Origin of the sequence: Streptomyces xanthophaeus (genome assembly GCF_000725805.1) — a bacterium.
Classification (GTDB): Bacteria; Actinomycetota; Actinomycetes; order Streptomycetales; family Streptomycetaceae; genus Streptomyces; species Streptomyces xanthophaeus.
Genome location: NZ_JOFT01000008.1, coordinates 1 through 22,966, shown reverse-complemented (window position 1 = coordinate 22,966; position 22,966 = coordinate 1). Strand labels below are relative to the sequence as shown.

The 22,966-nt window shown below is 70.4% G+C and carries 17 protein-coding genes; 11 read left to right on the top strand and 6 right to left on the bottom strand.

Going from position 1 to position 22,966, the window contains the following annotated elements:
• The first annotated feature begins 3 nt into the window (after positions 1-3).
• From IO30_RS0100085 to IO30_RS0100065, 5 genes are read left to right on the top strand one after another with little or no spacing between them, the layout of a single operon-like run.
• Positions 4-2,703: an aminotransferase class III-fold pyridoxal phosphate-dependent enzyme gene (locus IO30_RS0100085; RefSeq protein ID WP_157853047.1), complete on the top strand. Its 2,700-nt coding sequence runs from the start codon at positions 4-6 to the stop codon at positions 2,701-2,703.
• A complete protein-coding gene (locus IO30_RS0100080; protein WP_051859458.1) occupies positions 2,696-3,295 on the top strand; it encodes a hypothetical protein in 600 nt (199 codons plus the stop codon). Before IO30_RS0100085 ends, IO30_RS0100080 begins: the two co-directional genes overlap by 8 nt.
• Before the next feature lie 11 nt (positions 3,296-3,306).
• Positions 3,307-5,109 carry an NAD(P)/FAD-dependent oxidoreductase gene (locus tag IO30_RS0100075; protein WP_157853046.1) on the top strand — a complete coding sequence of 601 codons (1,803 nt, stop codon included), beginning with the start codon at positions 3,307-3,309 and terminating at the stop codon, positions 5,107-5,109.
• Positions 5,106-6,248: a fatty acid desaturase family protein gene (locus IO30_RS0100070; RefSeq protein WP_051901738.1), complete on the top strand. Its 1,143-nt coding sequence runs from the start codon at positions 5,106-5,108 to the stop codon at positions 6,246-6,248. Before IO30_RS0100075 ends, IO30_RS0100070 begins: the two co-directional genes overlap by 4 nt.
• Positions 6,245-7,645, top strand: coding sequence for a cytochrome P450 (locus IO30_RS0100065; RefSeq protein WP_051901737.1), 1,401 nt, complete (start codon positions 6,245-6,247; stop codon positions 7,643-7,645). Before IO30_RS0100070 ends, IO30_RS0100065 begins: the two co-directional genes overlap by 4 nt.
• A gap of 91 nt (positions 7,646-7,736) precedes the next feature.
• Here IO30_RS0100065 and IO30_RS0100060 read toward each other — a convergent pair whose 3' ends face one another.
• Positions 7,737-9,302 (bottom strand): DHA2 family efflux MFS transporter permease subunit, encoded by a 1,566-nt coding sequence (locus IO30_RS0100060; protein ID WP_037892591.1) that lies wholly within the window; start codon positions 9,300-9,302, stop codon positions 7,737-7,739.
• Positions 9,303-9,388: 86 nt separating this feature from the next.
• Positions 9,389-11,767 carry an MMPL family transporter gene (locus tag IO30_RS0100055; RefSeq protein WP_051901736.1) on the bottom strand — a complete coding sequence of 793 codons (2,379 nt, stop codon included), beginning with the start codon at positions 11,765-11,767 and terminating at the stop codon, positions 9,389-9,391.
• Positions 11,768-11,915: 148 nt separating this feature from the next.
• Here IO30_RS0100055 and IO30_RS41565 point away from each other — a divergent pair, with 148 nt between their 5' ends.
• Both IO30_RS41565 and IO30_RS0100045 read left to right on the top strand, forming a co-directional pair.
• Positions 11,916-12,527, top strand: a complete 612-nt coding sequence (locus tag IO30_RS41565; RefSeq protein WP_051901735.1) for a TetR/AcrR family transcriptional regulator — start codon at positions 11,916-11,918, stop codon at positions 12,525-12,527.
• 55 nt (positions 12,528-12,582) lie between these two features.
• Positions 12,583-13,272, top strand: coding sequence for a 4'-phosphopantetheinyl transferase family protein (locus tag IO30_RS0100045; RefSeq protein WP_031137873.1), 690 nt, complete (start codon positions 12,583-12,585; stop codon positions 13,270-13,272).
• Positions 13,273-13,287: 15 nt separating this feature from the next.
• Here the strand turns inward: IO30_RS0100045 and IO30_RS0100040 are convergent, their stop codons facing one another.
• The 4 genes from IO30_RS0100040 to IO30_RS0100025 all read right to left on the bottom strand — a co-directional run bounded on the left by IO30_RS0100040 (position 13,288) and on the right by IO30_RS0100025 (position 17,198).
• Positions 13,288-14,313, bottom strand: a complete 1,026-nt coding sequence (locus IO30_RS0100040; protein WP_078904124.1) for a zinc-dependent alcohol dehydrogenase — start codon at positions 14,311-14,313, stop codon at positions 13,288-13,290.
• 21 nt (positions 14,314-14,334) lie between these two features.
• On the bottom strand, positions 14,335-15,396 hold the full coding sequence (locus tag IO30_RS0100035) for an amidinotransferase (RefSeq protein WP_237403281.1): 1,062 nt from the start codon (positions 15,394-15,396) through the stop codon (positions 14,335-14,337).
• A gap of 126 nt (positions 15,397-15,522) precedes the next feature.
• Positions 15,523-16,278, bottom strand: a complete 756-nt coding sequence (locus IO30_RS0100030) for an SDR family NAD(P)-dependent oxidoreductase (RefSeq protein WP_031137870.1) — start codon at positions 16,276-16,278, stop codon at positions 15,523-15,525.
• Positions 16,275-17,198, bottom strand: coding sequence for a cupin-like domain-containing protein (locus tag IO30_RS0100025; protein ID WP_078904455.1), 924 nt, complete (start codon positions 17,196-17,198; stop codon positions 16,275-16,277). Before IO30_RS0100025 ends, IO30_RS0100030 begins: the two co-directional genes overlap by 4 nt.
• 293 nt (positions 17,199-17,491) lie before the next feature.
• Here IO30_RS0100025 and IO30_RS0100020 point away from each other — a divergent pair, with 293 nt between their 5' ends.
• The 4 genes from IO30_RS0100020 to IO30_RS0100005 all read left to right on the top strand — a co-directional run.
• A complete protein-coding gene (locus IO30_RS0100020; protein WP_051859464.1) occupies positions 17,492-18,439 on the top strand; it encodes a cation diffusion facilitator family transporter in 948 nt (315 codons plus the stop codon).
• Positions 18,429-18,758: a winged helix-turn-helix transcriptional regulator gene (locus tag IO30_RS0100015; protein ID WP_031137866.1), complete on the top strand. Its 330-nt coding sequence runs from the start codon at positions 18,429-18,431 to the stop codon at positions 18,756-18,758. The genes IO30_RS0100020 and IO30_RS0100015 overlap by 11 nt, the downstream gene beginning before the upstream one ends.
• 351 nt (positions 18,759-19,109) lie before the next feature.
• Positions 19,110-20,246: an aminotransferase class I/II-fold pyridoxal phosphate-dependent enzyme gene (locus IO30_RS0100010; RefSeq protein WP_031137864.1), complete on the top strand. Its 1,137-nt coding sequence runs from the start codon at positions 19,110-19,112 to the stop codon at positions 20,244-20,246.
• Between the two features lie 130 nt (positions 20,247-20,376).
• Positions 20,377-22,966, top strand: a 2,590-nt coding sequence (locus IO30_RS0100005; protein WP_031137862.1) for an amino acid adenylation domain-containing protein, incomplete at its 3' end; no start/stop codon positions are given.

Genomic DNA, 22,966 nt, shown 5'->3' with positions numbered 1-22,966 from the left:
AACGTGACTCCCACGCCCATGACGACGACGGCCGAGGACAAGAGGGCGGCGCTGCGCGCGCGCCTCGCCGGACTCGCGAACCGCGACGAGACCGCGGAGCGCTACCGGCGCCACTCCAACCCGTACGTCGCCCGCACCCTGGACGGCCTCGGCATCGACGTCCACTACGTACGAGGCGAGGGCACCCGCCTCTACGACGCGCACGGCAACGAGTACCTCGACTTCGCCGGCGCCTACGGCGCCCTGCCGTTCGGCCACAACCCCCCGGAGATATGGGACGCGATCGGCGGCGTCCGGCAGGCCGCCGAGCCCAGCCTCACCCTGCCCTCCGTCCTCGGGGCGTCCGCCCTGCTCGCAGAGCGCCTGGCCGAGGCCGCGCCGGGCCGCCTCACCCAGGTGTGGCAGTGCAACAGTGGCGCCGAAGCCGTGGAGGCGTCGATCAAGCTGGCGCGCGCCGCGACCGGGCGCACCCTGGTGATCTCGACCCGCAACTCCTTCCACGGCAAGACCCTCGGCGCGCTGTCCGCCACCGGACGCCCCCGCTACCAGCTGCCGTTCGGCGCCCCGGCACCCGGTTTCACCCACATCGAATTCGGCGACGGCGCGGCGCTGCAGGAGGCGTTCGCCGCGTACGGGGACGAGGCGGCGGCCTTCATCGTCGAGCCCCTGCAGGGCGAGGGCGGCATCGTGCCCGCCCCCGACGGGTACCTCGCCCTGGCCCGGGAGCTGTGCACCCGCCACGGCGCCAAGCTGATCATCGACGAGGTCCAGACCGGCCTGGGCCGGACCGGGCGGCTGTTCGCCTGTGAACACGCCGGGGTGGTGCCCGACATCATGCCGCTGGCCAAGGCCCTCGGCGGCGGGATGGTGCCGATCGGCGCCGTACTGTTCGGTGAGGACTCGCTCACCGAGGACTTCGGCCTGCGGCACACCTCCACCTTCGGCGGCAACGCCTTCTGCTCCCGCGTCGGCGTACGGGCCCTCGAACTGCTCACCGCCGACGACCAGGCCCTGGTGCGCCAGGTCGCGGAGCGCGGCGACCACCTGCTCGCAGGACTGCGGAAGGTCGCGGCGGCGCACCCCCGGCTGGTCCGGGACGTCCGCGGGCAGGGCCTGCTGCTCGGCATCGAGATATCCACCGACACGGACATCCACACGGACCAGGGGCTGTTCCGCTCCCTGGCCGACCAGGAGGGCCTCGCCGGTTTCCTCTGCGGCTATCTCCTCCGCAACGAGGGCATCAGGCTGGCACCCGCCTACTTCGCGAACAGCGTGCTGCGCGTCGAGCCGCCGCTGAACGTCTCGCAGGAGGAGTGCGACACCCTGCTCGCCGCCCTCGACCGGGCGCTCGACGTCATCGAGCAGGGCGACAGCAGGAAGTTCTTCGCCCACCTGCTCCCCGAACCAGGCCCGCGGGACGCGGAAGACAACGCGCGGGAGACGGCGGCCGCCCAGCCGCCCACGCGTCCCGCGGTGCCTGCCCAGCCGACCGGGCCCCGGCCCGGAGAACCGCGCTGGGCGTTCATCGCCCACCCCACCGACCTCGCCAGCTACGCGAGTTACGACAGCAGGCTGGGTCTGCCCGGAGACCAGGTCCGGGTCCTGTTCGACCGCATGAACCAGTGCCGCAACGTCGACACGGCCGCCGCCATGCTCGTGGGCAAGGTCCGCGTCGAGACCGACACGGGGGAGACCTCGTACGGAGAGGTCTTCGCGCTTCCGTACGGGGCGCGCCGCCTGCTGGACATGCCCACCGCCCAGGCGGCCGCCCTCGTCCAGGAGGCCGTGGACGACGCGGTGGCCCGCGGGGCGCAGATCGTGGGCCTCGGCGCCTACACCTCCGTGGTCACCGGCAACGCCACGGCCCTGACCGGTCTCAAGGTTCCGGTCACGACCGGCAACGCCTACACGGTCGCGGCCGCCGTCGACGGCCTCGAACAGGCGGCCGTCCAGCAGGGCATCGCCCTCGCCGGGGCGAGCTGCGTGGTCCTCGGCGGTGCCGGAGCGATCGGACTGGCCTCCAGCCTGCTGCTGGCCGAGAAGGTCGGCCGTCTGGTCCTCGTCGGGAACCCGGCCAACCGTTCCCGCAGCGAGCAGCGGCTCGCCGCCGCCGCGGAGGCCGTCGTCGCCCATCTCGCCGGGCTCGAAGCGGCCCCGGAGGCCGGAGCCCTGGCGCGGGCGGCGCGCGAACGGGCGGCGGAAGGCGCCGACCACGCGCTGATCGCCGCCGAGCTGGCCGCGTCGGGACTGCTCACCCGGTCCCTGGACGCCGAGGCGGTGCTGCCGGACGGAGACCTGGTGCTGGCCGCGACCTCGACCCCGGACCAGCTGATCAAGCCCGAGCTGGTCCGCGAGGGGGCGGCCGTCTGCGACGTCTCGCAGCCGCCGAACGTCGGACCGCAGCTGCAGCGGGCGCGCCCCGACCTGCGCGTGGTCGCGGGCGGCCTGGTGGAGCTGCCCGGCGGCCGTGACCTCGGCGTGGACTTCGGGGTGCCGAGCGGGGTCACGTACGCCTGCACGGCCGAGACGATGATCATCGCGCACCGTTTGCACGACCCCGTCGTGAGCCACGGCGAAAGGCTCTCCGTCGACCTCGTCCGGATGCTGCGGTCGGAAGCCGCGCGCCTGGGCTACCGCCTGTACCTGCCCCGGCAGGCGGACCACGACGACCAGCCGTCCGAAGGAGGATCCGCAGATGCCTGACCCCACGAACGAGACCCCGCGACGCGCCCCGTCCGGCCGTCGGCCCGACCCGTCCGTCCTCGCCTTCTACCCGGACCTCGCAGGGGCGAAGGACAAGCTCTGGCAGCGGGTGGACCTGTCCACCTTCCTCCCGGGCGCCGACACCGCCCAGGTGTGGTCGGGAGTGACCCGGCTGGACGGCATCAATGCCGAACTCGCGCCGGTCATGCGCATGACCGCACCGAAAGCCATGCGCGGGACCGCGCCCTCGCTCGCCGACGTACCGCTCGGGGAACCCCTGGGCCGTTCCTGGATCCTGCTCGGCAGGCTGCTGCCCTACGACTACGACGACGTGATCATCGCCGAGCGGGAGGAGGGCCGGCGCTTCCTCGAAGTCTCGCGGATGTCCTCCGCCCACGCCTGGATCCATGAGCGCACCGTCGACGAGAAGGACGGCGGAACCGTGCTCAGCGACCGGCTGACCTTCCTGCTCAAGCCGCACCTGCGGCCCCTCACCCCGGTGTACCGCAGGACCGTGGGCCAGCTCTTCGCCCACCGGCACCGCCGCGTCGCCCGCCGTTTCGCCCGTCTCGCCCCCCGTCCCGCCGCATAGGAGGAGATCCGGTGCCCACACCCGAAGAGGCAGTCCCCAGTTCCGAGCGCATCCGCGCCGATGTGTGCGTCATGGGTTCCGGCATCGTCGGCCTCATCAACGCCATCGCCCTCGCCAAGCGGGGCCTGACCGTCGTCTGCGTCGACCAGCCCACCGAGAAGCAGCTCGCCAGCTACAAGGTCGGCGAGTCCCTGCTGGTGTTCTCCAACGCCTTCCTGCGCGCCATCGGCGAGCTGGACGAGCCGCTGGAGAAGTCCTTCGGCAAGGAGGGCTTCTGGATGGCGCACGGCCTGGAGGGCCGTACGAGCTTCGACGAGTCGGTGTCCGAGTGGGGATTCGAGAGCGATCTCCCCCCGCGCTGGATCGAGAAGATCAAGAACCCGCTGTTCTACCGCACGATGTTCAAGGACTCCCAGATCGTCCGCCCGGAGATCGAGGAGGCGCTGCGCGAACGCGTCCGCAGCATCGAGGGACTGACCTTCCTCGACCGCGGACTGGTCCGCGACATCGAGCTCGGCGACGAGGACAACGACCACGTCCTGCACTGGTCCTCCCGCAACAAGAAGGAGAGCGGGGAGATCGCGGCCCGCTGGATGGTGGACTGCACCGGCCGCAGCCGGCTGCTGGCCCGTCGCTTCGGTCACGACATCCCCCTCGACGACGGGTTCAGCACCACCGCGGTCTGGGCCCAGTTCGCCAACTGCTCAGACGAAACCTTCGACGAGCGCTGGAACTTCTCCTTCCCGGACGGCGACGTCGCCCACCGCGACCGCAACACCCTCCACTTGTGGGGCGACGGCTACTGGATCTGGCTGATCCGGCTGAACGGCGACCGCATCAGCGTCGGCGTGACCTACGACCGGGGCAGGCCGCCCGAGGACGGCAACGCCCGTGACGTCTTCTGGAAGATCCTGCGCCGCTATCCGATGCTGGACTGGCTGCGGGAGGACGACGTCCTGGAGTTCAGCGCGTACCGCGACGTCCAGAACATGACGAACACCTTCGTGTCGCCCAAGCGCTACGCCATGGTCGGCGACGCCTCGTCGATCATCGACGCCTTCTACAGCCAGGGCATCTCCCTGTCCATGTCCACCTCCTGGCACATCGCCAACATCGCCCAGCGCGACGTCCGCCAGGGCCGGCTGGACCTCGACTACCTGGACCACGTGAACCGCGCGGCGACCGCCGACTGGCGGATCATGCGCTCCATGGTCCGCTCGAAGTACGGACCCGCGATCGCCGACAGCCGCTTCTTCATCCTCGACCACATGCTCGACTACATGATCTTCGGGGCGGCGCTCCTGGGCCGCTTCCGGGTCTCCCGCTGGCTGACGGAGACGGGCGGGCGCACCGACGAGGAGACGGTCGAGCTCGCCGACCTGCGAGCGGGGCTCGAACGCAGGCTGTTCCTGTCGCAGTCCGCGCCCTGGCACCACCTGGACCCGCACCGGGTGGCCGGCCTGGTCGAGAAGTGGCACACGAGCCTGGAGCGGCGCGCCCTGTGGCGGCTCGACAACGACGTCCGGCTGCCGCCCACCAAGGCCGGGCTGCGCGCGCACGCGGCCCTCCCCGGCATCTGGCGACTGCCCTACGTCCACCGGCTCCAGCGCGCCGACCTGACCCTCCCGGCCATCAAGGAGCCGGAGTTCATGAAGGTGACCGGCAACGAGAACCGCCCTGTGATCATGGCCGGATCCGGTCCGATGCTCGTCACCCTGACCACCGTCGGCACGCTCCTGGACATCGTCGACACCCGGATCCGCAAGGTGCGGCTGGCCCTGCGGCGGCGCAAGAACGGGAAGGACGCGTCGTGACGGCAGCCGACGGGACCGCACGCGTGGCCATCCCCTGGGAGCCGGAACTCGAACGCGCGATGCGCCGCTTCTCCGTGAAGGAGGCCCACGATCTGCTGACCGGCCTCTTCAAGCCCCGGATCGCCGTGTACTGGAGCGACTTCCTGCTCTCCGCCGCCGTCGGAGCCCTCGCCTTCTGGGCGGTCGGCCCGCTGGGCGGGCTCACCGTGGCGGGAGCACTCGCCTTCGTGGTCTCGGTGCTGGCGGCGTACCGGTGCTTCGCGTTCATCCACGAGATCGCCCACTTCCGCGGGAAACAGTCGTTCGGCCCGTTCCGCAAGGGGTGGAACCTGCTGTTCGGGATCCCCATGATGGTCCCGGTCTTCATGTACGAATGCCATGGCGAGCACCACAACCGCAAGCTGTACGGCACGCGCCAGGACGCCGAATACCTGCCATTGGCCCGCATGGCGCCGGCGAACGTCGTGGGAATCCTGATCACCCCGCTGATCGTGCCGCTGTTCGGCCCCTACCGCTTCGGGATCGTCACACCGCTGTCCTGGTTCGTTCCGAAACTGCGGTTCTACCTCTACCGCAACCTGTCCGCTCTCAAGATCGACATCGACTACCGGGGCAGGCAGCCCACTCCGGAGGAGAAGTGGAACTGGCGCCTCCAGGAGGCCGCCTGCATGGCCTGGGTGATGGCCGTGGCCGCCCTGCTCGCGACCGGGACCGTACCGATCGGCCGACTGGTGCAGTGGTACGCCCTGTTCGCCACGGTCGCCTTCGTCAACTCCCTCCGGCTGCTGGCCGCACACCGGTACATCGGTGACGAGGAGGAGATGAGCATCGTCGAGCAGATGATGGACACCGTCAATCACCCCCGCTCGCGCGCCCTGGGCGAGCTGTGGGCCCCCGTGGGCCTGCGACTGCACGCCCTGCACCACCTGATGCCGGGCCTGCCCTACCACAACTACCCGACGGCGCACGCCCGCCTGGTCGCCGGCCTGCCCGCCGACTCGGCGTACCGCCTCACGGAGAGCCGGGGCCTCGCGGCCTCGCTGGGCAGGCTGTGGCGCGAGTGCCGGGCACACCAAAGGGCCGGGACCCTGCTGGAGCGCACCCGGCCCGCCGCACCGGCGGAGGGATCAGCGGCATGAGCAGCAGTACGAGCAGCGGTACGACCAGCGCAACGAGCACCCGCACGCAGCACCCTCCGGCCGCCCAGCCCCCGCCCGAAGCCCCGGGCGGCACCCGGCTGCTGGGACACGCCCGGGAGATCCGCCGGGACACCATCGCCGCGCTCCACTCGTTCGCCGACGCTCCCCGCGGCGTGAGCGGATTCCGTATCGGCACCAGCCCCGCCATCGTGGTGTCGTCCGCCGATACGGCCAGGGAGGTACTGATCGACTCCGCGGCCGACTTCGGCCGCGGCCGGCGCCAGACCCGCGCCCTCACCCCGCTGATGGGCAACGGCCTGCTGACCAGCGAAGGCGATCTGCACCAGCGCCAACGGCGGCTCGTCGTACCGCACTTCTCACCGAGGCGGATACCCAAGCACGTCGACGCCATCGTCGCCGAGGCCGAACGGGCCGTTGCGCGCTGGCGGGACGGGGCGGACGTCGACCTGGTGACCGAGATGAACGCACTCACGATGGACATCGTCACCCGACTGCTCTTCAGCACCTCGACCCGGGACAACAAGGGGATGGCCCGCGCCATCACCGAGGCGTTCGAATGGGAGATGCACGCCATCACCAGCGTCCTGGCGCTCCCCATGTGGGTGCCCACGCCCAGGAACCTGCGGGCCAGGCGCAACATCGCCATGTTCCGCGGCTGGATCGCCGGATTCATCCGCGAACGCAGGGCCGAGGGCGGCGCCGCACCCGAGGACGTCCTCGGGGACCTGATGGCCGCCCGGTACGCGGACGGCGGGACCATGCCCGACGCCCTGCTCCTCGACGAGGTGCTGACGGCATGGGGAGCGGCCCAGGAGACCTCGGCGGACGCCCAGGCGTGGACGCTCTACCTGCTCGCCCGCCATCCCGAGGTCCTGGAACGGGTACGCGCCGAGGTCGACGCCGAGCTGGGACGCCGGACCATCCGCCACGATGACCTCGCGCGGCTGCCCTACTGCCTGCAGGTCTTCAAGGAAGCCATGCGGCTCTACCCGCCGGCCGCGGTCATCCCGCGGCAGGCGATCCGGGACACCACGGTCGGCGGCTGCGCCGTGGCCTCGGGAACCATGGTCTTCATCAGCGCCTACAGCCTGCACCGGCGGGAGGAGGTCTTCCCCGACCCTGAGCGCTTCGACCCCGAGCGCTTCTCCCGGGAACGGGAGAAGGCCCTGCCGAAGGGGGCCTACCTGCCCTTCGGCACGGGCTCCAACGTGTGCCCGGGCAGTCATCTCGCCCTGATGGAAGGCCACCTGCTGACCGCTCTGCTGGCTCAGCGGCTCGAAGTCGAACTCCTCCCGCAGGGTTCGGAGGTCCGCCCCGAACTCCTGGTCAACCTGAGGCCCAGTCCGGGCATCCGGGCCCGGGTCAGCCACCGCTGACCGGCGCCCCCGCACCAAGGCCCGTCCCGCCGGGGCCGGTCCCCGCTCCGCAGAGCGAGGACCGGCCCCGGCGTCGTGCGCCCCGGCTCGTTCACACCTGGGCGCTTGCGGCCCCGTCCGGCTGCGACGGCGGCGTACCGGCCTCGGCACTGCTGCGGCCCCGGGCCGGCAGCAGCGCGACCACCATCACCGCCGTGGCCGCCGCGACCACGGCGCACACCAGAGCGGTCGCGGACATCCCGGAGACGAACGCGTTCCTGGCCGCGTCCAGCACCTGCACGCCCTCCGCGCCGGGGAGCCGGGCGGCCGCCGCTTCCGCGCCCGCGATGTTGTCGAGCGCCGCATCCAGCGCCTTGCCGGTGAGCTGCGCGGGCGCGTCCTCCTCCAGCCGGTCGCGGTAGACGGAGTTCAAGGTGCTGCCGAGGACCGCGACGCCCACCGCAGCCCCGATCTGACGACAGGTGTTCGCGAGCGCGGAGCCCGCACCGACCCGCTCCGGGGGCAGCGTGCCGAGGATCGTGTCGAGCGTGGTCGGAAGGGTCAGGCCCAGCGCGGCGCCCACGACGGCCAGCGCGATCGCGGTCATCTCGTACCCGCTGTCGGCCGTGAGCCCCGCCAGGTGGAGCAGGCCGACCGTCCACAGCAGCATGCCGGTGGCGACCACGGCCTTGGTGCCGAACCGCGCGACGAGCTTCTCGCCCGCGACGGTTGCGACCAGCAGAGCCCCGATCAGGGGCAGGAGACGGATGCCCGTCGCCATCGCGTCGTGGCCCTGGACCTGCTGGAGGTACTGGGGCACGACGAACAGCACGCCCAGCAGGATGAACATGACGAGGGAGACCGTGGCGGTCGCCCAGGCGAAACGGGCGTCCCGGAACAACGAGAGGTCGACGAGCGGATGGGCCGCCCGGCGCAGCCACAGGAGCAGGACACCGATCAAGGCGATCCCGCCCAGCAGGGTGACGAGTACCGCAGGGTCGCCCCAGCCCCGGTTGGGGGCCTCGATCACGCCGTACACGAACGCCGAGATGCCGGCGAGGGAGAGCGCGGAGCCGACCAGGTCCAGTCGCCTGGCCTGCGGGTCCCGGGTTTCCGGGACGAACAGCCAGGTGCCCACCAGGGCGACCGCGACGATGGGGATGTTGATCAGGAAGATCGAGCCCCACCAGAAGGAGTTGAGCAGCCAGCCCCCGACGAGGGGGCCGAGCGGCAGCCCCAGGGCGAAGCCGGCGGTCGCCACGGCGACCGCACGCGAACGTTCGGCGGGCGGGAAGAGCAGGGGCACGATGGCCAGGGCCAGCGGGGCGACGGCAGCGGCCCCGGCGCCCATGGCGACGCGGGAGAGCACCAGTCCGCCCGAGGTGTCCACGAACAGGGCGAGGACCGAGCCCGCGGCGAAGACGAGCAGACCGCCGCTGAGGACCAGCCTGCGGCCGAGCTTGTCACCGAGTACGCCCAGGGGCAGCAGCAGGGCGGCGAAGGGGAGGGTGTACGCGTCGGTGAACCACTGCAACTCGGTCGTGGTCGCTTCGAGTTCCACGGCGAGGGTGGGCAGCGCGACCGTGAGGATCGTCGCGTCCAACCCGATGATCAGCAGCCCGAAGACCAGGGCCGTCAGGCCCAGCCAGCGCTGCAGCGGCGTACGGGGGACCGTCATCAGTGCTCCTTTCCCGTGCTTGGATCCGCCCGTCCGCGGGTGCGGATGCGGAGGCGGATGCGGAGGTGGATGGAGGCGGTGCGGAATCAGCCCGCCGGTGTCGTGGATGTCGTCCGCGGAGCGGGATCCGCACCGGCCGGGGCCGCAGGGATCGGCCCCTCGGTCAGATCGATCTTCGGGAGGGCGCGGTCGAGCCACCGGGGCAGCCACCAGTTCGCGGGCCCGGCCAGACGCATGAACGCGGGGACCAGCACGATGCGGATCAGGGTCGCGTCGACCAGGACGGCGACGGCGAGGGCGAATCCCATCTGCTTGACCTCGACCACGCGAGTGATCATGAAGGCTGCGAAGACGACCACCATGATCGCGGCAGCTGCGGTGATGACCTTGGCGGTGTGGACGACCCCCGCGGTGACGGCGCGGACGTTGTCGTGCGTACGGTCCCATTCCTCCTTCATCCGGGAGATGAGGAACACCTCGTAGTCCATCGACAGGCCGAACAGCACGACGAACGTCAGCAGGGGCAGATAGGCCTGGATGAACCCGCGGCTGGTGAAGTCCAGCAGGGACGCCCCGGCCCCGTCCTGGAACACCCACGTCAACAGGCCGAAGGCGGCGCCCACCGAGATCAGGTTCATCACGATGGCGCTCGCGGCGAGCAGCAGGCTGCGGAAGGCGAGGAGCAGCAGGAGGAAGGAAAGGCCCAGCACCGAGGCGAGCACCCAGGGCGTGGCGCGCTCGATCTCCGAGGCCACGTCGATCGTCTGCGCGGTCAGTCCGCCGGTCACCACGGTGAGGCCGCCCGCGGCCCCGGCCGCCTCGGGGGCCGCCGTACCGCGGATCCACCGGACCAGGTCGATGGTCTCGTCGGAATCCGGTGCGTTGCGCGGGAAGACGGTGATGACGCTCATGTCGCCCGAGGGGCTGAGCAGGCGGTCGAGGTCACCCGGCCCGCCGGCGGAGCGCAGCTCACCCAGCGCCTCCACATCGCTGCGGCCCGTCTTCTCCTTGAGCACCTTCGTCAGGGACACGACCCCGGCGACCTGGCCGTTCCCCTCGACCAGGCCGCTGAGCCGGTCGATCGCCGCGAGCGAGGCCGCATCCAGTTCACCGTCGGAATCGGCCACCACGATCTGGACCGGGGTCGCCGCCCCGGGGGCGAACTTCTCGGCCACCAGGCGGTACCCGATGCCGGCCGGCGCGTCCGACACGGCGCTCGCCCCCACGTCGAAGCCGAGCTTCAGGCCGAGGACCGGAGCTGCCGCGGTCAGCAGGGCCGCCAGGGTGATGCCTCCGACGACGGCGGGCCGGCGCATGACGACGCGGGTCCAGCGGGCCCAGACCGAATGCTCCGGATCGGGATGCCGCACGGTCCGGCGCAGGCCCGGGACCGCCAGCCGGTCGATCCGGTTGCCGAGCAGGGCGAGCAGCGCCGGCAGCAGCGTGACCGCGACGGCCAGCATCACGGCCACCGCCACCATGACGCCCCAGGCCATGGACCGGAAGACCGGCGCCCGTACGAGGAGCAGCCCGGCCACCGAGATCAGCACGGTGGAACCGGAGAACAGGACGGCCTTGCCCGCCGTGGCCATGGTGCGCCCGACCGTCTCGGCCATCGGCCGGTCCGGGCGGGCGGCGAGTTCCTCCCGCTGGCGGGTGACGACGAAGAGGCAGTAGTCGATGCCGAGGGCGAGCCCCAGCATCGTGACGACCGCTTGGACGAACACGTCGAAGCTCGTGAAGTAGCTGATCGCGCCCAGGGCGCCGAAGGCGGTCACCAGCGCGGCCACGCCGAGCAGCAGGGGAAGTCCCGCGGCCACCAGGGTGCCGAAGGCGAGCAGCAGGACCAGCAGGGCGATCGGCAGTCCGATGGACTCCGCGCGCGCCAGGTCCTTGTCCTCCTGCTCGACGACGGCCGCGTTCAGGGCGCTCGAACCGGTGAGGTGGACGCCGACCCCGTCGTCGGCCGTACGGTCGAGGGTCTTCTGGAGCTCGGGCGCCACGGCCTGGCGGTCGCGTTCGTCGCCGGTGAGTCCGGCGAGGACGAGGGCGGTGTGCCCGTCCGCCGAGAACAGGGCTTCCCCGCCCGCTCCGTACGGGTCCTCGACACGGGCGACCCCGTCCTGTGCGCGGAGTCCGGCGATACCGCGCCGGACGGCCTCGCGGAACTCCGGGTCCTGGACGGAGCGTTCCGCCGAGTCGAAGACGACCACGATGTCCTCGGTGACGGCGCTGTCGAACTTGTCCCGCATCAGCTGCTCGGCGCGCGCCGCCTCGGACCCCGTGACGGTCAGTGACGAGCCCGTGAGGCTGTCCGCGAACCGCGGCACCAATAATCCGGCCCCGACGAGCACGAGCAGCCAGACCGCCACCACCCGCCATGCGTGATGCGCGCACCAGGCTCCCAGGCGGTAGAGCGCCGGGGGCCGGGGGCCGGCCGCTTCCAGGTCGTACTGGGGTTCCACGTCTTCCTCCAGAGACTCGACTGACCAGTCGGTCGAGTCACCATAGCGCTAGACCGACCAGCCGGTCTAGTTGTAGTCTGGAGCGAACCGGAGTGAAAATGACGGCCGCTTTCATCTGGGCGAGCCGAGGTGCGGAGATGGGAGCGGGATGGCACAGGACGACGACCGCGGCGCGGCGCGCCGGGCACAGATTCTGGCCGCGGCGGCCACCGTGTTCGCCCGGCAGGGCTACCACGGCGCCCGCATGGACGACATCGTCAAGGAATCGGGCCTGAGCAAGGGCGCGCTCTACTGGTACTTCAAGAGCAAGGAAGAACTCGCCACCGCGCTGGTGCACCACATGCTGGCCACCGAGACGCGCACCATGGACGAACTACTCGCCGAGGACGTGTCCGCCGCGCAGCAGCTGGAACAGCTCGTCCGGGGATTCGCGCGCGAACTCGCCAAGAACCCCGACCGCGCACCCCTGGCCCTGGAACTGCTCGCACTCGCCCGGACCATCCCGGACATCAGGTCTTGCTACTCGGCCCACCACGACCGCTACCTGGATCAAGTGCGCACGCTCCTGCTCCGGTTGGACGGGGCCGAGCCGGCCGGGGACGCCTCGTACGCGCGCGCCGACGCCGCGGCCCTGGCCCTGCTCTCGGTCGTCGACGGCATGGTGCTGCGGTGGACCCTGGCGACCGCCCCGTTCGACCTGGAGGACCAGCTCTGGGCGGCGGTCTCGGGCATCGTGCGGGGGATGCAGGCGCCGGCCTGACCCGCTCCGGCGGTACGGATCGTTGCCGAGCTCCGGGACCCGGGAGGGACGGGCGTTGATCGAGGACATACTGCCGGTCGCCGTCATGGCGGCAGAGGCCTACGCGGACGTGCCCGCGGACCCGCTCGACCCCGCCACCCTGCTCTTCCCGGAGGAGGCCGCAGCCCTCGCCCGGGCCGTTCCCTCCCGGCAGCGTGAGTACGCCACCGTACGGACCTGCGCGCGACGGGCCATGGGCGCCCTCGGCATGCCCCCGGCGCCGTTGGCGACCGGCGCACGAGGAGCGCCCGTATGGCCCCGGGGCGTGGTCGGCAGCATGACGCACTGCCGCGGCTACCGGGCCGCAGCGGTGGCCCGGACCGCCGACGCCGTCACGATCGGCATCGACGCCGAACCGGCGACACCGACCACCGAACGGTTCCTCGCCTCGGTCTCCCTGCCCGGCGAACGGGAATCCGTCCGTGAACTGACCGACCGCCGGCCGGACGTGCCGTGGTCGCGGATCCTGTTCAGCGCCAAGGAGAGCGTCTTCAAGGCCTGGTACCCGCTGACGGGCCGGACGCTCGACTTCGACCAGGCGCACGTGGACATCGACGCCGACGCCTCCACCTTCACCGCCGCCCTCAGGACACCCGGCCCGGTGGTGGCGGGGCGGACCCTGAGCGGCTTCGAAGGCCGCTGGCTGTGCCGCGGCGGCCTCGTCGTCACGGCCATCGTCCTGACCCCGGACCACCACCGGCCCTAGGCCGAAAGAGACGACCTAGGCATCCCGCCACGGGTAGAGCAGCACCTTCCCGCTCGCGTACGCGGCCTGGGCCTCGAAGGCCTCGCCGATGCGTGACAGCGGCAGCCGGTGCGTGACCAGGGTGTCCACCTGCTCGGGCACCGACCGGATGACCTGGAGCAGCCGCCGGGCGTCCTCACGGTTGATGTCGAGGCTGCCGAGCAGCGTCACACCGCGCTGGACGAGGTCCCCGTCCACGCTGATCTCGATCCTGCCGGGCTCCGCGAGGAAGGCGACGGTACCCAGCCGGGCCACCGAGTCCACGGCGAGCCGCTGGTAGCGGGCCTGCCCCGAGCACTCCAGCACGCAGTCCGCACCCCGGCCGCCCGTGGCCGCGAGCACGTCCGCCGGGCCAGGGTCGACCAGCACCTCGCAGCCCAGCCGCCGGGCCAGTTCGGCACGGTAGGGCGAGCGGACGGCGCCGATGACGCGTGCACCCCGGGCCCGCGCCGCGACGACCCCGCCGAGGCCGACCGCACCGAGCCCGGTGATCAGCACCGTGCTCCCCGCGGGGACCCGGGCACGTTCCATGGCACCGAACGTGGGCCCCAGAGCGCAGCACGCCAGGCTCGCGTGCTCGTAGGACATCCCGTCCGGAATCGGCTCCAGCATCCAGTCCGCCTTGACGGCGTACTGCGCGAACCCGCACTCACCGCTCTCCCCGCCCGTGACCTTCCGCGGGTCCTCGGTCTGCGCGCAGTGGGAGTAGTAGCCCCGGCGGCACGGCTCGCACCGCCCGCAGGGGAAACCGCAGAGCGCCACCACCCGGTCCCCGGGCCGCAGCGCCGATCCGGGCGGTGCCTCCACCACCTCTCCCGCGAACTCGTGCCCGAGCGAGTCGGGCCGGTTGCGCTCCAGGTACAGCCCCTCGGTGTAGGCCAGGTACTCGTTGCACATCGGAGCGACGTGCACCTTGACCAGGACGTAGCCCGCACCGATCCGGGGCAGGGGCCGGTCGACCAGACGCACTTCGCGCCGCCCCGTGATCTCAACAGTCTTCATCTGAAGGCGCCTTCGTCCTCGTCACGAGTTGAGGTACTTCATGGACGCACCGGAACGCCGGACGTCCAGGGTGACGCAGTGGAACGAACCCCCGAACGAGTAGACGTGCCGGAAGTCCACCGGCACGCAGCGCAGTCCCCAGGAGGTCAACGCCTCGATCAGGGGCAGCTCGTGGCTCTCGACGACGACGGTCCGCGGGTCCAGCGACAGGACGTTCATGCTCACCCAGGGGCTGCAGAAGTACATCGGCCAGTCCGCAGGGAGCGTCGGCTGCGGAGCCGGCCGGGTCTCCCAGTCGTTGAACAGCTTGTTCGGCACGAAGCGCTCGGGATGGACCAGCAGCTTGCCCGGTGCCAGCGGTGCCAGCGTGGCGTCGATGTGCATCGCGTGGGGATCGTTCACCTCGATGACGGAGGCGGTGAACTCCTTGCCTACGGAGCGCCGCAGCCAGTCGATCCCGAACTGGTTCGTCACGTGGCTGCGCTGGACCACGATGTCGTCGCCGAACCGCATGAAGTCGGCCGCGTCGAAGACGGGCTCGAACTCCGTGATCGCCCAGTCCTCGCCGCGCGAGTCCGGGCCGCGTTCCGTCCGCCACAGTTCATCGGTGAGCTGCGGACGCGGGGCGGGCAGCCATTTGGCGCCGCGCTGGAAGTACGACTTGACCAGACCGCGGAACGCGTCGCCCTCGAAGGAGCGGCAGCGCCACGACATGGGTGCTTCGACGATCGTGTCACCGACCACCATGAGGTGGTCGCGGGGCATGGCCGCGTACAGCCCGCCGGGGGTGCTCCAGCCCGGCGTCCGCAGCTCGGTGTCCTGCGGCAGCACGTCGGGGCGGACCACGGTGATGCCCTCGGAACGGAGCACCTCGGCGAAGTTGTCGAGCTCGGCCACTGCCGCCGCAAGGTGCTCCCGGGGCATCGGCGAGCCCCCATGGTCCCTGAACAGCTGCTCGGCTCCGGGCGGCAGGATGTCCGCCATGCTGTCCTGCCAGGTCGGGAAGACCGCCCCGTCGAGGCGGCCGACGACGACCTCCTCCAGAGGATCCCATTCCGTGAAAGAGCTGACGATGCCTGTCACGACGGTTTTCTCCATTCAAGGTTCTGGATGAGGCGTGAGGTGTGAGGTGTGGGGTGCAAGGCGTCAGACGCCAGACGCCAGACGCCAGACGTCAGACGCCAGACGTCAGACGCCAGACGCCAGACGTCAGGCGCTGGCCAGACCGCCGGCCGTCTCCCCGCCGTCGACCACGAAGGACTGACCGGTGATGAACTCGGCCATAGGGGAGCACAGATACGCCGTCATGTCCGCGATCTCCGCCGGCTCACCGAGGCGGCGCAGCGGTATCCGGGCGGCGCAGTCCGCCAGCATCTCCGGCGTGTACTCGGCCCGTTGCATGGGAGTGAGGATGTAGCCCGGGCAGATGGCATTCACCCGTACGTGCGGCGCGAGTTCCAGGGCCATCGTCTTGGTGAGCTCGATGACTCCCGCCTTGCTCACGTTGTAGGCCGCGTACCCCGGCATTCCCACCATGCCGCTGACCGAGGAGATGTTCACCATCACCCCGCTGCCGGCCTCGGCCATACGGCGGGCCGCCTGCTGGGCCACGAGGAACGTGCCCGTGAGGTTGACGGCGAGGGTCCGCTGCCAGGTCTCCAGGCTGCTCTCCAGGAAGGGCTCCCGCGCGCTGATGCCGGCGCAGTTGCACACCGCGTCGACCCCTGCCCACCTGCGGTCGAGCGAGCGGAAGGCCCCTTCCACGGCGCCGGGGTCCGAGACGTCCGCGACCAGGAACAGGTCCAGCCCGGGGTGCTGAGCCTCTAGCCGCTCCAGGGCCGGGCGGTCCTGGTCCAGGACCGCCACGCGGTCCCCGTCCCGCAGGAAGCGCTGCACGATCGCGGCGCCGATCCCGGAGGCACCTCCGGTGACCAGGACGCGACGCGCCGCACCAGTGCGCGTCATGAGTCGCGGTGGGGGTCGTTGTCGCGGGAGAAGTCGCCCCAGCGGACGGCGTCGTAGAGACGCTTCCCGGTGGACGGCGGACTGAAGAAGAACGTGGTCCTCTCCTCGCGCCCCAGCACCCCGTGCCGGACGAAGTCCCGTGCGGCCGGGTACCAGAACGCAGGCCCCAGCCGGCCGAGGAGACGCAGGTAGGCACGGACCCCCTGGGGTTTCCCGAACCAGTGGTTGACGGAGATCGACGGAGTCGTCGACCGGATGTCGTGCCAGCAGCCCCGGGGGATGAAAAGCACGTCACCGGGCCCTACGGACGCATGGTGGAAACGGGCGCCACGGAGCCGGGGGAACCTGTCCAGGTCCGCATCGGCGAGGTCGACCCGGCTGTTCACCAGGTTGTCGGGGAACGGGTACGCGGCGCGGCTGTCGCGCCAGGGAAGCAGGGTCACCCTCTTCTCCCCCCAGATCTGACAGAAGAAGTTGTCCTTGAGGTCGGAGTGGAGCATCGACCGGGTTCCCGCCGAGCCGATCCACACCCGGGTGTCCGTGCTGTACCCGTCGTCCGGGGTCAGCGAGTCCACGTCGTAGTCGGAAGGATCGAACAGGTCCCCGGCCCGCTTGTAGGCGAGGTAACAGGGTGCCGCGGGCGAAGCCGTCATCATCGTGTCGACGAAGCGGGAGAAGCTCAGCGTCCGCTCGTATTCCCGCTGGTCCTGCGGGAACAGGACACCGCTGCTCGGAAGACCGATGAGGGCGTTCACCTCCACATCGGGGTATCGCTGCTTCAGTTGCTCCGGCGTCCACGACCCGACCGCCGGCCAGTGGGAGGCGAGCCCCCGGAAGAGCATGGGCCTTCCGCTTCCGACCGCTCTCCGTAATTCCTCCGGGTCCGAAACGTCTGCCGAAGGAATCCGGAGGACCTCCATTCCGGCTGATCGCATCTTTTCATCGATATGAACGGCCCCCACCCCCATTGCTCGTGACGAGAGCCGTGACCCTCGTGCGACGTGCCGAGCATCCAGGGCAAAGACGCACCCTGGCAAGGGGTGACAAAAATGTCGGTTGGCGACTCGTCCCGATGTGTCGGCGGTCCGTTCGCGTGATCAGGGACTGTCCCTTAATGGTATTGACAACGGTCACCGATTCAGCCTTTGCAAGACCTCCATTGCGTACGCTTTACTGCGATCAGTCGACCTTACGAAGCGACTTGGGGGGAAGCATGACTTCCGATCATGCGCACAGTCATGGACCTGCCGGGCACGGGGCCCACTCGGGGCACCAGCACGGAGTGTCGGCCGACGCGGACCGGCGTTGGCTGACCACGGCGCTCGTGCTCATCCTGGGCTTCATCGCCGTCGAGACCGTCGTGGCCTTCATGGCCGACTCCCTGGCGCTGTTGTCGGACGCGGTGCACATGCTCACCGACGCCCTGTCCATCGTCCTCGCCCTGGTGGCCATGCGGCTGTCGGCACGGCCGGTGCGCGGCGGTTACACGTTCGGCCTCAAGCGCGTGGAGATCCTGTCGGCCCAGGCCAACGGCCTCACCCTGCTGCTGGCCGCGGTGTGGCTCGCGTACGAGGCCGTGGAACGCCTCTTCGACCCGCCGGAGGTGAGCGGCTGGATGGTCCTGATCACCGCCCTCGCCGGTGTCGCCGTCAACCTCGTCGCCACGTGGTGCCTGTCCAAGGCGAACCGCTCGTCCCTGAACATCGAGGGCGCCTACCAGCACATCCTCAACGACCTCTTCGCCTTCATCGGCACCGCCATCGCCGGTGCCATCGTCCTGACCACGGGATTCGCCCGCGCCGACACCATCGCCACCCTCTTCGTCGTGGCCCTCATGATCAAGGCGGGCTGGGGACTGCTGCGCGACTCCGGCCGCATCCTGCTCGAGGCGGCGCCCGCCGGCCTCGACCCGGGAGCGGTGGGGGAGCACCTGGCCGCCGTCCCCTCGGTCGTCGAGGTGAACGACCTCCACGTGTGGACGATCACCTCGGGTCAGACCGCGCTCTCCGCGCACGTGCTGGTCGAGGACGAGGGCGACTGCCATGGGGTACGGGCCGACCTCGAACACGTCCTCACCGAGAAGCACGGCATCTCGCACACGACGCTGCAGATCGACCACGTCCACAGCCGCACACCGAGCAGCGGCCGGTATGACCACTGAACTCGACGTGGCGGACGCCGACTGGCATGCGGCGCGCGCCACGATCGAGCTCGTGGCCGGCAAATGGACCGTGGCCGTCCTGGGGAGCCTCGCCACCGGCCCCCAGAGGCACAACGAGCTGCTCAGGACGGTCGGCTCGGGCATCAGCGACCGGGTCCTGATCCGCACGCTCCGGGCGATGGAGAGCAGCGGACTCGTCGGCCGGACCGTGCGGGCCGAGCTGTCCCCTCCGGGGGTGAGCTACTTCCTGACGGACCGGGGGGATTCCCTCCTGGCGCCCCTGCGGCAGTGCGCGCGCTGGTGGACGCTGAATACCTGAACGGACACCAGATGTCCTGCCCGAACAGCTCCTGAACGAGCCGTTCGCCCCACAGACTCCGCCGGCCGGGACATACCCCCGGCCCGGCCGGCGGACCCCCTCCCCACTTTCTTGGTAATGGTTGTCAATTTGCCGGTTCTTGGGCGCTTTCATTGAGCCCGGAGTCCGGCGCGTGTTAGTTTCACAAAAGGCCAGCCGAGCCCGATCCGGCGAATTCACTTGAGCTTGTAGGAGCCTCACGGTTTCCGAGCCGCGCGTTCACTGATCCTGTCCTACGGGAAATCCGCGCCGCACGAGCGATCAGCAGACGGCCACTGCCGCCCCTCTTGACGTGCCGAACGGAGTCTTGTGATGCCCCACGACGGATTAGACCTCACGAATCTGACGAGGTACGAGATACTCGCGCTGGACGGCGACATCAACGTGAGCGACGGACACCCGCGCCAGACCCTCACCACCGGACAGCAGGCGGTCATCGACCGGCTCCCGGAACTGTTCCACTCCTCGGCGCGGGAGGGATTCGCCGATCTGGAATCCCGCGCCCAGCGCGAGTTCCTCCACTCCCTCGGCCAGCTGTCCGCACCGGTCGAAGCGGGCCGGGTCCTGAGCTGCTACTCCTCCTCCGTCGCCATGGAGGTCGTGGCCCGCTCCCTCTCCGACGTCTGCAAGACCATCGGACTGATCCATCCCACCTTCGACAACATCCCGGACCTGCTCCGCGGCCGCGGGATCGGCCTCGTGCCCCTGGACGAGCAGGAACTCATCCAGGGGCGGGTGCCGGCCATCGCCGAAGTGGACGCGGTGTTCCTGACCGTCCCCAACAACCCGACCGGCGCGGTGATCGGACCCGCGGCGTTGCGCACCATCGCCGAATCCTGCGCCCGGCACGACAAGATCCTGGTCCTCGACACCTCGTTCCGGGGTTTCGTCACGGCGGAGCGCGAAGACACCTACGCCCTGCTCGACCGGACCGGTGTGCACTACGTGATCATCGAGGACACCGGGAAGCTCTGGCCGCTGTCGGAGCTGAAACTCGGCTTCATCGGGCACAGCGCCGCCTGCCCGCTCGACCTGTACGAGAACCTCTCCGACGTCCTCCTCAGCGTCAGCCCGTTCGTCCTCGCCCTCGTGGCCGAATTCGCGGAGGAAGCCGGAGCCGGCGGGTACCAGCGGCTCCACACGCTCGTCTCACGCAACCGCCGGATCCTGCGCGAGGCACTGGAGGACACCGAGGCCCGACTGCCGGGAAACCCCTCCGACGTCAGCGTGTCCATGATCGACCTGCCGGCCCCGCTCGACGCGGGCCGCGTCTGGGCCGACCTCAAGGCCTCGGGACTGCACGTCCTTCGCTGCGAACCCTTCTACTGGGCAGCCCCCGCCCGGGGAAGCCGGCGCATCCGCGTGGCCCTCGCGCGTGACTCCGTAGTGATCGAGAAGACCTCCGGCCTGCTGCGCGACTACTTCCTGCGCGCCCAGAACAGCAGCTGAGCAGAACAGCAGCTGAGCAGAACAGCAGTTGATCAGGACCACAGCCGAACGGGACCACAGCTGAACGGGACCGCAGAACAAGCGAACGCAGGAACTCCGGCGCCAGCCGCAACCTCGTGAAGGGTCAACCATGTCCGACGGCACTGCTGTTCAGGGTCTTCCGCTCTCCGCCGCCCAGTCCGAGATATGGCTGGCACACGAGCTGGCCGCGGACAAGGCGGGCTACAACCTCGCTGAGTACGTCGAGATCCGTGGCGCCGTCGACGTGGACCTGCTGAAGGCCGCCCTTCAGCAGACGGCCCTGGAGGCGCAGTCCCTGCGCACCCGCTTCTTCGTCACCGGGGGAACCCCGCGCCAGGTGGTCGACGAGTCCCCCGAGTGGCCCGTGCCCCTCATCGACCTCAGCCAGGAGGCCGACCCCCGTGCCGCCGCCCAGGCCTGGATGCGGGACAGCGCGGCCAGGCCGGTGGACCTGCTCCGGGACCGGACCTACACGGACACGGTCCTGAAGCTCGCGCCGACGCTGTTCTACTGGTACCGGCAGGCCCACCACATCGTCATCGACGGATTCACCGGCGCACTCGTCACCCGCCGCGTCGCCGACGTCTACACGAGCCTCGCAGCGGGAACCCCGCTCGAACCCACCGCATTCGCCCCGCTGACCGAGCTGCTCGCCGAGGACACCGCCTACCGGTCCTCGCCGCGGTTCGGCGCCGACCGGGCGTTCTGGCTGGATCGCCTGGAGGGCTGCCCGCAGCCAGTGAGCCTCACCAGCGGGAAGAGCACCGGACAGACGGACCGCATCCGCCGCACGGCCCATCTCACCGCCTCCGAGTTCGACGCCCTCCGGCTGGCCGCCCGACGCTGCCGCACGGGCTGGGCCGTGATGGTCATGACGGCCCTGGGCATCTATGCCCACCGGCTGTCGGGCACCCGGGACCTCGTCCTCGGCCTGCCGACCGCCGGCCGCAGCACCGCACTCCTGCAACAAGCACCCGGCATGTTCTCCAACATGCTGCCGCTCCGGCTCGCCGTCGACCCGGGCAGTTCGGTCCTCGACGCCGTCCGCGGCACCTCCGCCGAGGCCCGCAAGATCATGAAGCACCAGCACTACCGCTACGAGGACATGCGCCGCGACGCCGGCCTGGCCAGCGGCAACCAGCGGATGTTCGGCCCGCAGATCAACATCATGCCCTTCGGGCACCGCTTCCGATTCGGCGCACACGACGCCGTCGCCCACAACCTCACGATCGGCTCGGTGGACGACCTGACGGTCGGCGTCTACCCGGGCAAGGACGACGACAGCCTGCGCATCGACATCGACGCGAACCCGGCGATGTACGGAGCGGAGGAACCGGAAGCCCACCTCAAGGCCTTCGTGAACCTCCTGCGCAGCCTGGCGGCGGCCGACCCGGCGACGTCCATCAGCGCACTGGAACTGCGGGACGAGACGGACCGGCAGCTTTGGCAGAGGGAGCACAGTCGTGACACACCGCCGCCGAGCGGTCCTTGCATACCGGAACTGTTCGCACAACGCGCGAAAGAGCGACCCCTCGCCACCGCAGTGGTCGCTGCGGGCGAGACCCTGTCCTACGGCGAACTGGACGCCCGCGCGAACCAGTTGGCGCGGCTGCTCATCGGGCAGGGCGTAGGCCCGGAGAGCGTCGTGGCGCTCGCCCTGCCCCGCACACCGGACCTGGTCGTCTCCGTCCTCGCCGTCCTCAAGGCGGGCGCGGCCTACCTGCCCCTCGACCCCGCGTACCCCGCCGACCGCCTCGCGTACATGCTCGACGACGCCCGGCCCGTGTGCGTCCTCAGCACCTCGGCCACCCGTGAGGCGCTGCCCGTCACCGGTGACGAACGGCCCGGCTTCCACCTGGTCGTGGACGCCCCCGAGACACGCAGCAGGCTGGCGCAGTTCCCGTCCGGCCCGCTGTCCGACGCCGACCGGACGGACGCGCTGCTGCCCGGGCACCCCGCCTACGTCATCTACACCTCGGGCTCCACCGGCACCCCCAAGGGGGTACTCGTCACGCACCGGAACGTGGTGGCCCTCCTGGAGGCGACCCAGGCCGACTTCGGCTTCGGACCGCAGGACTGCTGGACCCTGTTCCACTCCTACGCCTTCGACTTCGCCGTGTGGGAGATGTGGGGAGCGCTCCTGCACGGGGGCCGGCTCGTCGTCGTACCCGAGTCCGCACGCAAGTCGCCGGCCGAGTTCCTGAAGCTCCTCGTGACAGAGCGCGTCACGGTCCTCAACCAGACCCCCTCGGCGTTCTACCAGCTCATCCAGCAGGACGCCGAAGCTGCGGAGCTCGGAGACCAACTGGCCCTGCGCACCGTCATCTTCGGCGGCGAGGCCCTGACGCCTTCGCGTCTGGCCGGCTGGTACGAGCGGCACGAGGACGAGCAGACCGTGCTCGTGAACATGTACGGCATCACGGAAACCACTGTGCACGTCACCTACCGCCGACTCTCCCCCGAGGACTGCACGGCCCCGGAGGCCTCTTCGGCCCCGCCGGCGGGCGTCATCGGCCGAGCCCTTCCCGGCCTGCGTGCCTATGTCCTGGATGCGGGGTTGGGTGTGGTGCCGGTTGGTGTGGTGGGTGAGTTGTATGTGGCGGGTGTGCAGTTGGGGCGGGGTTATGTGGGTCGGGGTGGTTTGACTGCTGAGCGGTTTGTTGCTGATCCGTTTGGTGGGGTGGGTGCTCGGATGTATC

Bases quoted from the DNA above. Each gene is read 5' to 3' on its own strand.
- IO30_RS0100080 (WP_051859458.1), top strand. From the start codon at position 2,696: ATGCCTGACCCCACGAACGAGACCCCGCGACGCGCCCCGTCCGGCCGT.
- IO30_RS0100065 (WP_051901737.1), top strand. From the start codon at position 6,245: ATGAGCAGCAGTACGAGCAGCGGTACGACCAGCGCAACGAGCACCCGC.
- IO30_RS0100060 (WP_037892591.1), bottom strand. From the start codon at position 9,302: ATGACGGTCCCCCGTACGCCGCTGCAGCGCTGGCTGGGCCTGACGGCC.
- IO30_RS41565 (WP_051901735.1), top strand. From the start codon at position 11,916: ATGGCACAGGACGACGACCGCGGCGCGGCGCGCCGGGCACAGATTCTG.
- IO30_RS0100040 (WP_078904124.1), bottom strand. From the start codon at position 14,313: ATGAAGACTGTTGAGATCACGGGGCGGCGCGAAGTGCGTCTGGTCGAC.
- IO30_RS0100030 (WP_031137870.1), bottom strand. From the start codon at position 16,278: ATGACGCGCACTGGTGCGGCGCGTCGCGTCCTGGTCACCGGAGGTGCC.
- IO30_RS0100025 (WP_078904455.1), bottom strand. From the start codon at position 17,198: ATGGAGGTCCTCCGGATTCCTTCGGCAGACGTTTCGGACCCGGAGGAA.
- IO30_RS0100020 (WP_051859464.1), top strand. From the start codon at position 17,492: ATGACTTCCGATCATGCGCACAGTCATGGACCTGCCGGGCACGGGGCC.
- IO30_RS0100015 (WP_031137866.1), top strand. From the start codon at position 18,429: ATGACCACTGAACTCGACGTGGCGGACGCCGACTGGCATGCGGCGCGC.
- IO30_RS0100010 (WP_031137864.1), top strand. From the start codon at position 19,110: ATGCCCCACGACGGATTAGACCTCACGAATCTGACGAGGTACGAGATA.